12 protein-coding genes are annotated in these 12,534 nt (G+C 66.6%); 8 read left to right on the top strand and 4 right to left on the bottom strand.

What is annotated here, in order from left to right; all coding sequences use genetic code 11:
- The 4 genes from yidC to FM111_RS03175 all read left to right on the top strand — a co-directional run.
- On the top strand, window positions 1-1,569 hold a 1,569-nt coding region (gene yidC / locus FM111_RS03190; protein WP_087139291.1), incomplete at its 5' end, for a membrane protein insertase YidC.
- A 4-nt stretch (window positions 1,570-1,573) separates the two neighbouring features.
- A complete protein-coding gene (gene yihA, locus FM111_RS03185) occupies window positions 1,574-2,242 on the top strand; it encodes a ribosome biogenesis GTP-binding protein YihA/YsxC (RefSeq protein WP_087139289.1) in 669 nt (222 codons plus the stop codon).
- Window positions 2,243-2,315: 73 nt separating this feature from the next.
- Window positions 2,316-2,822 carry a DUF3617 domain-containing protein gene (locus FM111_RS03180; protein ID WP_087139288.1) on the top strand — a complete coding sequence of 169 codons (507 nt, stop codon included), beginning with the start codon at window positions 2,316-2,318 and terminating at the stop codon, window positions 2,820-2,822.
- Between the two features lie 70 nt (window positions 2,823-2,892).
- Window positions 2,893-3,888 carry an LLM class flavin-dependent oxidoreductase gene (locus tag FM111_RS03175; RefSeq protein ID WP_087139287.1) on the top strand — a complete coding sequence of 332 codons (996 nt, stop codon included), beginning with the start codon at window positions 2,893-2,895 and terminating at the stop codon, window positions 3,886-3,888.
- Here FM111_RS03175 and FM111_RS03170 read toward each other — a convergent pair.
- The 4 genes from FM111_RS03170 to FM111_RS03155 are packed head-to-tail and all read right to left on the bottom strand — an operon-like array spanning window position 3,885 to window position 7,863.
- The gene (locus FM111_RS03170; protein WP_087139286.1) at window positions 3,885-4,412 is read right to left on the bottom strand and encodes a hypothetical protein; all 528 of its coding nucleotides are present in this window, start codon (window positions 4,410-4,412) and stop codon (window positions 3,885-3,887) included. The genes FM111_RS03175 and FM111_RS03170 overlap by 4 nt on opposite strands.
- A 6-nt stretch (window positions 4,413-4,418) precedes the next feature.
- On the bottom strand, window positions 4,419-5,567 hold the full coding sequence (locus tag FM111_RS03165) for a polysaccharide biosynthesis/export family protein (RefSeq protein ID WP_087139290.1): 1,149 nt from the start codon (window positions 5,565-5,567) through the stop codon (window positions 4,419-4,421).
- Window positions 5,568-5,587: 20 nt separating this feature from the next.
- Window positions 5,588-6,868 (bottom strand): glycosyltransferase family 4 protein, encoded by a 1,281-nt coding sequence (locus tag FM111_RS03160; RefSeq protein WP_087139285.1) that lies wholly within the window; start codon window positions 6,866-6,868, stop codon window positions 5,588-5,590.
- On the bottom strand, window positions 6,868-7,863 hold the full coding sequence (locus FM111_RS03155; RefSeq protein ID WP_087139284.1) for a KpsF/GutQ family sugar-phosphate isomerase: 996 nt from the start codon (window positions 7,861-7,863) through the stop codon (window positions 6,868-6,870). The genes FM111_RS03160 and FM111_RS03155 overlap by 1 nt, the downstream gene beginning before the upstream one ends.
- A 176-nt stretch (window positions 7,864-8,039) precedes the next feature.
- On the opposite strand from FM111_RS03155, the gene otsB reads away from it, so the two are divergent.
- The 4 genes from otsB to FM111_RS03135 all read left to right on the top strand — a co-directional run.
- Window positions 8,040-8,825, top strand: coding sequence for a trehalose-phosphatase (otsB, locus tag FM111_RS03150; protein WP_087139283.1), 786 nt, complete (start codon window positions 8,040-8,042; stop codon window positions 8,823-8,825).
- Window positions 8,822-10,606, top strand: a complete 1,785-nt coding sequence (locus FM111_RS03145; protein ID WP_087139282.1) for a glycoside hydrolase family 15 protein — start codon at window positions 8,822-8,824, stop codon at window positions 10,604-10,606. The genes otsB and FM111_RS03145 overlap by 4 nt, the downstream gene beginning before the upstream one ends.
- Window positions 10,603-11,976 (top strand): alpha,alpha-trehalose-phosphate synthase (UDP-forming), encoded by a 1,374-nt coding sequence (locus FM111_RS03140; protein ID WP_087139281.1) that lies wholly within the window; start codon window positions 10,603-10,605, stop codon window positions 11,974-11,976. Before FM111_RS03145 ends, FM111_RS03140 begins: the two co-directional genes overlap by 4 nt.
- Window positions 11,977-12,197: 221 nt before the next feature.
- On the top strand, window positions 12,198-12,534 hold a 337-nt coding region (locus FM111_RS03135; RefSeq protein ID WP_143276037.1), incomplete at its 3' end, for an outer membrane beta-barrel protein.

The following is a 12,534-nucleotide window of genomic DNA, read 5'->3' as shown; positions in this document are numbered from 1 at the left end:
GCGCGGGTGCCGATCCAGACCCCGACCCTGAAGGGTTCGCTGTCGCTGCAGGGCGCGCGCATCGACGACCTGTACCTGACGAACTACAAGGAAACGCTGGACAAGAATTCGCCGCCGGTCGAGCTGTTCCGCCCGCAGGGCATGGAGCACGCCTATTTCGCCCAGTTCGGTTGGAGCGGCCCGAACGTCACCGGCGGCGTGCCCGGCCCTAACACCGTCTGGCGCTTGACCAACGGTTCGACCCTGACGCCGACCACCCCGGTCGAACTGACCTGGGACAACGGCTCGGGTCTGCGCTTCACCCGCGTCGTCTCGATCGACGACCAGTATATGTTCACGGTCAAGGATACGGTCGCCAACCTGGGAACCCAGGCCATCGCCATCGCGCCCTACGGCCGCGTCGAGCGCCAGGGCGTTCCGGTCGATCTGGGCAAGCAGATGATCCTGCACGAAGGCGCCATCGGCACCTTCGGCGACGGCGACAGCTATTCGACCGAACAGGTCAAGTACAAGGACTGGGCCAAGAAGCCGCGCATCGAGAATCAATCGACCGGCGGCTGGCTGGGCATCACCGACAAATACTGGCTGGCGGCCCTGATCCCCACCCAGGACGAGACCATCGAAGGCCGCTTCTCGGTGCGCGACGCGCAGGGGATGAACATCCACGAAGCCGCCATGCTGGGCGCCACCCACACCATCCAGCCGGGCCGTCAGATCGAGGAGACGCAGCGTCTGTTCGCCGGCGCCAAGCGCGCCGAGGTGCTGAAGACCTATGAGCAGTCGCTGGGCCTGCCGCGCTTCGTCTACGCTATCGACTGGGGCATGTTCTGGTTCCTGACGCGCCCGATCTTCACCGTGGTGGAGTTCTTCTACGGCGTCCTGGGCAACTTCGGTCTGGCCATCCTGGCGCTGACGGTGGTGGTCAAGCTGATCCTCTTCCCGCTGGCCAACAAGTCCTACGAGAGCCTGTCGAAGATGCGGAACCTCCAGCCCAAGATGGAGGAGATCAAGAAGAAGCACGGGGCCGAGCCGCAGAAGCAGCAGCAGGAAATGATGGCCCTCTATCAGCGGGAGAAGATCAATCCGCTGGCGGGCTGCCTGCCGATGGTGGTGCAGATCCCGGTCTTCTACGCCCTGTACAAGGTGCTGTTCGTCACCATCGAAATGCGTCACGCGCCCTTCTTCGGCTGGATACGCGACCTGTCGGCGCGCGACCCTTCGACGATCTGGAACCTGTTCGGCGCCATTCCGTGGGATCCGGCGACCCTGCCGTTGCTGGGCGGCATCCTGAACGGCCCGCTGCACCTGGGCGTTCTGCCGCTGGTCTATGGCTTCACCATGTGGCTGCAGATGGCGATGAACCCGCCGGCGCAGGATCCGATGCAGCGTCAGATCTTCCAGCTGATGCCGATCGTCTTCACCTTCATCATGGCTCCGTTCGCGGCCGGCCTGCTGATCTACTGGGCGTGGAACAACGTGCTGTCGATCATCCAGCAGTATGTGATCATGCATCGCTTCAAGGCCGAGAACCCGATCGACAGCTTCCTCGCCCGTTTCAAGAAGGCCTGATCATTTGGACGCTTCTGACGAGCCCAAGGTCGGAGAATACTCGGACGCCGAGATCGAGGCGGCGCGCGTCCTGTTCGCGCGCCAGGCCAGCTTCGTCCTGGGCTGCGCCAAGATCGAGCAGCTGCCGACCCCGGACCTGCCCGAGATCGCCTTCGCCGGCCGTTCCAACGTCGGCAAGTCCAGCCTGATCAACGGCTTGGTCGGGATGCACAAGCTGGCCCGCGCCTCGAACGAGCCGGGCCGCACGCGCGAGGTCAACTTCTTCGACCTGGACGGCCGGATGCGCCTGGTCGACCTGCCCGGCTACGGCTGGGCCAAGGCGTCCAAGACCACGGTCAAGAAGTTCCAGGATCTGGGTCGCGACTATCTGCGCGGCCGGGTGACGCTGAAGCGTGTCTATCTGCTGATCGACGCCCGCCACGGGCTGAAGAAGGTGGACGATGAGGCGCTGAAGGCCCTCGATCTGGCCGCCGTCAGCTATCAGATCGTCCTGACCAAGGCCGACAAGCTGAAGAAGGGCGAGGCCGAGAAGGTTCAGGCGGAGACGCTGAAGGCCATCTCCAAACGCCCGGCCGCCTATCCGCATGTCGCCGTCACCTCGTCGGAAAAGGGCTTCGGCCTGCCCGAGCTGCGCGCCGAGATCATGCGCACCACGGGCGTCATCCTCGACTGAATCTCACGTCCGCGTGAACCGTTAAGCCAGACCGGCGTTCTCCCCTCGGTTCTTAACGAGAGGGGAGCGCTCCATGCGTTCAGTGATCATCGGCGGCGTCGCCGTCGCCTGCCTGCTGGGTCTGTCGGCCTGCGGAAACAACAACAAGGCTGAAACGCCGGCGGAAGGGGCTGAGACCGCCTCGACAGCCGCTGCGCCGGCGACGCTCGATGCGCCCAAGCCGGGCCTGTGGCGCGTGTCCACGGCCATGGAAGGCATGCCGGGCGGCGCTTCTGTCCCGGCGCAGGAGGTCTGCATCAAGGAAGCCAAGCTTGAGGCCCCTGCCAGCGCCCAGCAGCCGGGCGCCGACTGTACGACCCAGCCTTTCGCGCGTCAGGGCGACGCCATGGTGGCCGCCTCGTCGTGCACCCTGCCGGGCAATATGAAGGCGGACTCCACCATCCGCGTGACCGGCGATTTCAACAGCCGCTACGTCACCGAGGTCACGACCAAGATGGACCCGGCCCCGACGCCGCAGATGGCCCAGACCAAGGTCACCATGACGGCTGAGCGCATCGGCGACTGCCCCGCTGGTCAATAAGCGTCTGCGCTAGACGATTGATCGTCACGGCCGGTATGGCGTCGCTGCAAAGCGGCCCCATATCGGTCGGATGATCCCTTTGTCCATTCTCGACCTCGCCCCCGTGCCGGAAGGCTCCGACGTGGGCCAGGCGCTCGCCAACACCATCGACCTGGCCCGCCATGCCGATCGGCTGGGCTATAATCGTTTCTGGCTCGCCGAGCATCACAATATGCCGGGCATCGCCAGCGCCGCGACTTCGGTCGTCATCGGCGCAGTGGCGGCGGCGACGAAGAGCATCCGCGTCGGCGCCGGCGGGGTCATGCTGCCCAACCACGCCCCCCTGGTCATCGCCGAACAGTTCGGCACGCTGAACGCGCTCCATCCCGGCCGGATCGACCTCGGCCTTGGCCGCGCGCCGGGATCGGATCAGGCGACGGCGCGGGCGCTGCGCCGCACGCTTCAGGGCGACCACGACGCCTTCCCTCAGGACGTGATGGAGTTGATGCAGTGGTTTGCGCCCGCCACGCCGGATCAGCGCATCATCGCCAATCCGGGCGAGGGGCAGGCCGTGCCGGTCTGGATCCTGGGCTCCTCGACCTACGGCGCTCAGCTGGCGGCGCACCTGGGCCTGCCCTACGCCTTCGCCAGCCATTTCGCGCCGGGCGAGATGATGCGGGCCCTCGACATCTATCGACAGACCTTCCGTGCGTCGCCGCATCTGGAAAAGCCCTACGTCATGCTGGGCTACAACGCCTTTGTGGCCGAGACGGACGAGGCGGCGCGCCTGTTGTTCAGCTCGGTCCAGCAGGCCTTCGTCAACCTGAGAACGGGCCGTCCCGGCAAGCTGCCGCCGCCGGTCGAGGGCTATTATGAACGGCTGGACGGCGCGGCGCGCGGCATGATCGACGCCGCCCTGGCCTGTTCGGCGGTGGGCGCGCCCGCGACGGCCCAGGCCGCCCTCGACGCCTTCATCGCTCAGACCGGGGCGGATGAGCTGATGCTGACCAGTCAGATCTGGGATCCGGCCGCCCGCGTGCGCTCGCTCGAACTGCTGGCCCAGGTTACGGGGCAGGCGGGCGGCTAGATCTCGCTCTCGCCAGGCAGGAAGCGCAACGGCTCGACCTCATCGTCGGCCATGGCTTCGGGTGTCGTCAGCCGTCGCCACGCGGCGCCCAGGCGGATGGCGTCGGCCAGGTCCTGGGCCGATATGGGCGCCTGTTCCGCTAGGCGCTGACGCAGGCCCTGACAGGCGGCCAGAATGGCGGAGGCCTGTCGCACTTCAGCGACCGGCGAGCGGGCTCCGACGCCTGCCAGCGAGGCGAAGCGCCAACCTGAATCCGCAGGCGTGGACTGAATAAGGGCCCATTTCTCCGCCGGTGTCATCTCACCAGCGAGCAGTTCCCACGCTCCCGTCTCACCTCGGCGGCGGTACTGACCCGCCTGATCAGGCAGGTCATGGCGGGCGTAGATCTCGGCGGCGACAGCTTCGACGGCCGCAACCTGAGCCAGCAGGGCTTCATGACCAATCGCCGGCACGACCAGCGCGCGCTCTTCGGCCGCGCCCTTGTCAGGAGAGCCGAACAGGGCGCGGCTGAAGCGTTCCAGCATGGCGGCCTAGTTGAGGTTCAGCGTGCTGGTGACCGAGACGTCATAGACGACGCGGGTGATGCTCTGGACCACTTCGAAGAATTTGCGCATTTCGGCCGCGCCCGCGCGCGGCGTGTAGATGAGGTCGTCTGACTGCATCTGGAAGTTGCTGGCGATGAAAAAACCTTCGCCCTCGTTCAGGTTCAGGCGATAGACCACCGGCACCCCGCGCGAGGTGGCGGGCTGCTGGATGCCCAGCGCCTGGGCCACTTCCGGACGTTCGAAGCGGAAGACCAGCACAGAGCGGGCGTTGGCGATGTTGGAATCCAGCCCGCCGACGCCGCTAAGCGCCTCGGCCAGGGTCAGCGGACCGGGCGGTAGCTCGCTGCGCGCCACGGCGTTGAAGGCGCCGAAGGAGCTGAAGCGGCGGGGCTTGTAGACCAGGTTGACCTGATCGCCGCGCTGCAGGCGCACGTTCTCGTTGAACTCGGTCGTGACGATGGACATCGGGGCCGTATAGACCTTGCCGTCGCGCTGGATGCGCACGTCTATGTCGTGAAGCGAGCGCGACGGACCGCCGGCGGCGGCGATGACGTCCAGGATTCGGTCGCTGTTGGCCGCCAGGGGCTGGCGGCCGGGGTTGCGAACGTCGCCCAGCACGGTGACGGCGTTAGAGGCGTTGCCGGCGATGGTGACGATCACCTGCGGGTTGGCGACCTTGCCGATCAGGGCGCGACGCACGGCTGCGGAGGCCTGTGTCGGCGTCAGGCCCTGCACGGGCACGTCACCCGCGAAGGGAATCGGGACGGCGCCGTTGCGGTTGACCATTAGCGGCGGCAGGGTCTGGTTGCCGGTGCTGGCGCTGTCTCGGGAGGAGCCGCCGCCGAACAGGCTGCCGCCCGGCTCGAAGATGCTGACGGCAAGCGTGTCGCCGACGCCGATCACGTCCGTAGGCGCTTCGCTGGAGGCGAGCGCCAAGCTCGAGAAGGACGGCGGAGGGGCCGCCTTCAACCGCTCGCTCAGCGCGAAATCCAGATCGACGAGCGCGTAGTCGCCCGCCCGTTCCGGAGTAGACGAACCTTGAACCACGTTGCGGCCGGACGGCCCGTCGCGGGGCAGGGTCGAGCACCCCGCCAGAAGAGCGACGATGAGCAGGCTGGCGGCGGTTCTGGACATGGGGCCTCGGTTCAGTTCCATCAGATGCTTACCTCCGAGACAGCCGCGCCGCCAGAGGAAGACAGCACCCGTTGTTGGACGACATCGAAATGCTGGTCCCAGTTGGGTGCGGAATAGGGAGGCGCGACGGGCGGGTTTCGGGTCCAGTCCTCAAGCGCGGCCAGCCATCCCAGGCCGTCCAGCGGATCGATGAGACGGGCGTGCGGCACCAGTTCGCGGTGAGCGGCGATGTCGGAGGCGATGAGCGGCACGCCCATGGCGCTGGCCTCGACGGCGGGCAGGTCGAAGCCTTCGACCGATGACGGCGCGACCATGGCGCGAGCGCCCCGCATCAGAGCCGAAAGGGCGCAGTCGGGCAGGTTTTCGGCCTGGTGCACGAGGCCGCGCAGGTTGGGCGAGCGTTGCAGGTGGTCCAGCACGGCCTCGTTTTCCCATCCGTAACGGCCGACCAGGACCAGGCGGGGTGTTTCGGCTCCCATGGTTTCTTGCAACCGGCGCCAGACGGTCAGCAGGAAGGCCAGGTTTTTTCGCGCCTCGATCGTGCCGACGTGCAGGAAGTAGGGGCGGGCGGGTGCAATCGTCGTGCGGCTGTCGAAGGTGCGTTCCAGCCCCAGGTGCGCGACTTCGATCGGCGGGGCGGCGATGTTCGACCGGTCGGCGAAGCTCTTTAGTTCTTCAGCCGTATAGTGGGAGTTGACGATGACCCGCGAGGCGTGGCGCAACACGTTGGTCATCCGCCGCACATGCTTCAGCCCGTCGCCGGGGCGGCAGAACTCGGGGTGGGTCACGGGGATCAGGTCATGGACCATGATGATCCGCTCAATACCGCCGTCGGCCAGGGAGGTAAGAATATCGGGCGTGTTCAGGCTCGTATGCCCGACATTTATATAGGCGCGCGCCGACGGGGGGGCGGCGATGCGGCGTGACCTGAAGTACTGCTTCCAGATCCGCTTCGGCTTGGTCTTGGGCGGCGCCTGTTCTTCGGGCGCGTGCCCTATGATCGAGGCGCCGTCGTCTGGTGAGCGCAGGGCGTCGAACAGCTTGCGGGCCTCGGGGCCGAGTTCGGTCACGGCGCCGGGACCCGTCCAGCGCGTCCGCAGCTCGGCGAGCCGTTCGCGGAACCAGTCGTTATCGACACGCGCCAGTTGGTCCTTGCGCGCCCGTACGGGCGTCATCCGATAGGTCGGGTGCTCGATCAGCCATTCGGCATAGGCGAGACAGACCCGGTCCACGCCGGTCGGGGCGCTACGCTCGGTCCGGCTGAGCAACCGGCTGGCGTCGAAGAGGACGTCCTCGATCATCAGGAAACGTAGCCCGCCTGCATCAACTCGGCGATGTGGATGATGGCGACCGGGCGACGATCCTCGAGCACGAACAGATTGCTGATCTTGTTGGCCGTCAGCAGATCGACAACGTCGCTCATGCGCGCCTCGGGATCGACCGTGATCGGGCTGCGGCTCATGATGTCTTCGGCGCGCAGGACTGAGATATCGTGAGAGAAGGCGCGGCGCACGTCGCCGTCCGTGATGATGCCGGCCAGGGCGCCGTCGGCGGCCAGGACGGCGACCGCTCCCTTGCGGCCTTCAGTGATCGCCGAGACCACGACGCCGAAGTCGGCGTCCAGCGGCACGCTGGCCGGGGCGGCGGCGTTGTCGCCCATCCATTCGCGCACGGTCTGCAGGCTCATCCCCAGGGCGCCGCCGGGGTGATGCAGGCCGAAATCTTCCCGCGTGAAGCCGCGTCGATCCATCAGCACCATGGACAGGGCGTCGCCCATGGCCAGGGACATCAGCGTCGAGGTCGTCGGCGCCAGGCCGTTGGGGCAGGCCTCGGCCACCTTGGGCATGGTCAGGCAGACGGCGGAATGGCGGCCGAGGAAGCTCTGGGGTCGCTGGGTGATGCCGATCACCGGAATGTCGTTGCGCGCGCAGAAGATCAGCGGATCGCGCAGTTCGCGGCTTTCGCCCGAGTTGGACAGCGCCAGCAGGGTGGTGTCGGGGCGCAGCATCCCCAGGTCGCCGTGGCTCATCTCGGCCGGATGGACGAAGAAGGAGTTGGTTCCCGTCGAGGCCAGGGTGGCGGCGATCTTGCCGCCGATGTGGCCTGACTTGCCCATGCCGGTCACCACGACATAGCCGGGGCGCGACAGGATGATGTCGGCTGCCCGCGCGATCGAGGAATCCAGCGAACGTTCCAGCGCTTCCAGAGCTTCTATGTTCAGACGCACGACTTCGCGCGCTCGGTCAGACATGGCCGCGAGTTGTTCGGGAGAGGAAGGAACGGAAAAAGCAGTCATGACGGCTCCAGGCGCCGGGGCCGCTTCTGCGGCTCTTCGTAGCGCAGTGGCAAATGCCTCATTCGAGAGTTCGGCACAATGGCGTCGCCGCAGGTGAATGAACGATGAATAGCGACAACCATTATGGGCGTCATGCGTTGCCATATGTTCCAAGCACAGAAAGCACCTTGAAACGCATGTCTTTTGCACAGGGGTTTGCGCGCCCCGCACTGCCTGCGCCGCCGAAACGCCTGAGCGGAGCGGCGCTTTTCCTTGATCTGGACGGGGTTCTGGCTCCGCTGGCGCCGACGCCGGACGCCGTGGGGCCGGAACCGCGTCGCACCCGCACGCTTGAGCGACTGACCCAGGCCCTCGGCGGCCGGGTCGCGGTGGTCAGCGGCCGCACCCTGGCCGAAATCGATCGCATCGTCGACGGAGCGGCGCGCGCGGCCTCGGGCGTGCATGGGCTGGAACATCGTCGCGCCGACGGCGTGCTGAGCGCCCGCGTCCCTGCGCCTTCGGTGAAAACGGCGCTGGCCGCCTTCCACGACTTCGCCGAGGCCCGGCCCGGCGTGCTGGTCGAGGACAAGGGCCTGTCGGCGGGCCTGCATTTCAGGCAGGCGCCGAGCCAGGCCGATGCGGCGCTGGCCCTGGCGACCGCCCTGGCGGACGAAACCGGCCTGGCGCTTCAGCCGGGGTCGATGGTGCTGGAGCTCAAGACGCCCGGCGCCGACAAGGGCACGGCCGTCGCAGCCTTCATGGCCGAGGCGCCCTTCGCCGGCGCTGCGCCCGTCATGGTCGGCGACGACCTGACCGACGAGGCGGGGTTCCGGGCGGCGGAAGCTCTGGGCGGCTTCGGCGTCTTGGTCGGGCCTGAGCGGTCGACGGCGGCCCGCTATCGGCTCGAAAACGTGGAGGCGGTGCTCGACTGGCTCGGCGGTCTGGCCTCGGCCGTCACAGAGGAGAAGGAGGCGCGCGCATGACGTCTAACCTGGATCTGGCCCCCATCGGCAATTGTTCGGTCAGCGCCCTGGTCGATCGGCAGGGGCGGTTCGTCTGGGCCTGCGCTCCGCGCATCGACGGCGATCCCGTTTTTTCGGCCCTGATGGACGGAGCCTCGCCGGAACACGGCTTCTGGGCGGTGGAGCTTGAGGGGCTGGTCGCGGTCGAGCAGGCCTATGTCCGCAACACCGCCGTCCTGCGCACCGTGCTGAGGGCCGGGGACGGCGGGGCGGTCGAGATACTGGACTTTTGCCCGCGGCATCTGAAGCACGCGCGCATCTATCGGCCGATCGCCTTCGCGCGCGTGGTGCGGCCCCTGTCAGGCGCGCCGCGCGTCACCATGCGCCTTCGCCCGTCGGCGGATTGGGGCGCACGGGCGGCGGAACGCACCTCGGGCTCCAACCACATCCGTTATCTGTGCAGCGACGTGACCCTGCGCCTGACCACCAATTGCCCGGTCAGCCATGTGCTGAACGAACGCACCTTCCGCCTGGAAGAGGAGATGGCCTTCTTCCTCGGCCCGGACGAAGGCTATGATCAGTCGGTCCTGGCGGGCGTCAATGCGGCGCTGGATCAGACGATCGTCCACTGGAAGCACTGGACCCGCACCCTCTATCTGCCGCTGGACTGGCAGGAGGCGGTGATCCGCGCCGCCATCACCCTGAAGCTTTGCGTCTATGAAGAGACGGGCGCCATCGTCGCCGCCATGACGACCTCGGTGCCCGAGTTCCCCGAGAGCGGGCGCAACTGGGACTATCGCTACTGCTGGATTCGCGACGCCTATTATACGGTGCGGGCGCTGAACCGGCTGGGCGCGGTGGACATTCTGGAGAGCTATCTCGGCTATCTGCGCAACCTCGTCGATGACGCAGCGGGCGGGCATGTCCAGCCGGTCTATGGCGTGGGGCTGGAGCCCGCCATCGTCGAGCGCATCGTCGACAGCGTCGAAGGCTATCGCGGCATGAAGCCGGTGCGGGTCGGCAATCAGGCGCACGAGCATCTGCAGCACGACGTCTATGGCCAGATCGTCCTGCCGCTGGTTCAGGCCTTCTTCGACCAGCGTCTGCTGCGGCCCGGCACGATCGAGGACTTCCGCGCCCTGGAGACCGTCGGCGACCGCGCCTTCGCCCTGCACGATCAGGTCGACGCCGGCTTGTGGGAGTTTCGCACCATCGCGCGGGTGCACACCTATTCTTCGGTCATGTGCTGGGCGGCCTGCGACCGCCTGGCCAAGGCGGCGCATCATCTGGGCCTGGATGATCGCTGCGAGTTCTGGCGCGAGCGCGCCCGCATCATCCGCGAGCGCATCGAGGCCGAGGCCTATCTGCCGGACGAGGGTCGCTTCGCCGCCAGTTTCGGCGGGACGGAGCTGGACGCAGCCTTGCTGCAGATGACGGACCTGGGCTTCCTCGACGCCCGCGACCCGCGCCAGGTGAAGACCTTCGAGGCGGTCGAGCGCGATCTGAAGCGCGGCCCCTATCTGTTCCGCTACATCCACGCCGACGACTTCGGCGAGCCGGAGACGGCCTTCAACTTCTGCACCTTCTGGTACATCGAGGCCCTGCACCTGAACGGCCGCACCGAAGAGGCGCGGGTGATCTTCGAGGAGATGCTCAGCCGCCGGACCCATGCAGGCCTGCTCAGCGAAGACATCTCGATCCAGGACGGCGAACTGTGGGGCAACTACCCCCAGACCTATTCCCTGGTCGGCATCATCAACTGCGCGGTCCTGCTCAGTCGATCGTGGACGGATGCGCGATGAGCCGCCTGATCGTTGTCTCCAACCGCGTCTCGGCGCCCAAGGACCCGGCTTCAGGCTCGGTCGGCGGCCTGGCTATGGCCTTGTCAGCGGCGCTGCGAAAATATGAAGGCCTGTGGTTCGGCTGGTCCGGCGAGACGGTCGAGCACTTCACCGGCGAACTGAACATCGAGGACCGCGCCGGCGTCACCGTCGCCACCGTCGATCTGGAGCCTCAGGACGTCGACGAATATTACAACGGCTACGCCAACAAGACGCTGTGGCCGCTGTTCCATCACCGCGTCGATCTGACAGCTTATGAGCGGTCCTATGGCGAGGGTTATGAGCGCACCAACCGCCGGTTCGCCGAGGTGTTGCAACCGTTGCTCCAGCCCGACGACGTCATCTGGATCCACGACTATCACATGATCCCCATGGCGCGGGACCTGCGGCGGCTGGGGGTGAAGAACCGCATCGGCTTCTTCCTGCACACGCCCTGGCCCGCGCGACAGCTGCTGGTGACGCTGCCGCATCACCGGCGGCTGGTGGAATCCATGTTCGATTTCGACCTGCTGGGCTTCCAGACCCGCGAGTGGCTGGGCCTGTTCCAGCGCTATGTCGAGGTCGAGGCGGGGGGCAGGGTGCAGGCCGACGGCCGGGTCGAGGCCTTTGGCCGCAGCGTCCAGACGGGAGCATTCCCCATCGGCATCGACGTGGACGGCTTTCTGGCGGCGCGGAACTCGCCGCTGGGGCGACGGACCTATGATCGGATGTCGGCCTCGGCGGCCTTCCGCTCCATGATCGTCGGCGTCGATCGGTTGGATTACTCCAAGGGTCTGGAGCAGCGCCTGCTCGGCTATGAGCAATTCCTGGAGGACAATCCCGAACTGCGAAGCGAGGTCTTCCTGTTGCAGGTCACGCCGATTTCGCGAGACGAAGTGGATACCTACCAGGACATGCGGGTGCGGCTGGAAGCCCTGGCGGGGCGGGTCAACGGCGCCTATGCCGACATGGACTGGCAGCCGATCCGCTATCTGAACCGCACCTTCCGCCGTGACCAGCTGGCGGGAATCTATCGCGCGGCGAAGGTGGGTCTGGTCACGCCGCTGCGCGATGGCATGAACCTGGTGGCCAAGGAATATGTCGCGGCGCAGGATCCGGAAGACCCCGGCGTGCTCATCCTGTCGCGCTTCGCCGGCGCGGCGGAACAGATGGGGGAGGCGCTGTTGGTCAATCCCTTCAGCCGCGAGGAGTTGTCGGAGGCGATCCAGAAGGCCCTGACCATGCCGCGGCCGGAACGGATACGGAAATGGAAGGCCTTGATGAAGGTCGTGCGCGACACGGATGTCGCTCGTTGGCGCGACGATTATGTCCGGGCGCTGATGGCGGCGTAAGCGAGGTCGTTTCTGGACCGGCGGCCGCCGTAAACCTATTGAGAACCGATGCTCAACTATGAAGTGCAGGCGCGCACGATCGAAATTTATGTTGAAATGGCGCCACAGTGAACACAATCAACGCCCAGATTGGGAACCGCTGCACTGCAATATCGTTCGGCTTTCGAGCGCCTTCGCGGTATCGCATGGGCTTTCGGATCAACTAAGAGTGTGAGGACACCATGAAGCTGAAACTTCTGGCCAGTGTCGCTGCTGCGGGGCTGTTCGCAGCCGGCGCTGCTTCGGCTGAGCCCGATGGCTGGTACGGCGCGATCGACGCCGGCTACCACATCATCGACGACATCAACACGGAAGCGTCGGCGACCGGCCACCACTGGAACTGGGAAGTCAACGACGGCTGGGCGGCGTTCGCTCGCCTCGGCTACCGTTTCAACCCGAACTGGCGCATGGAACTCGAAGGCGGCTACCGCTCGGGCGACATCGGCACGGTGCGCGCTGTCTCGGGTCCGAACGGCCTGTGCAACTCGACGCCGGCCACCGGCGCCTGCCACTCGCCGG

It is taken from the genome of Brevundimonas diminuta 3F5N, assembly GCF_900163625.1.
GTDB lineage: Bacteria > Pseudomonadota > Alphaproteobacteria > Caulobacterales > Caulobacteraceae > Brevundimonas > Brevundimonas diminuta_A.
Note: the sequence above shows the minus strand (reverse complement) of the source record. Positions and strands in the feature narration are given on the sequence as shown.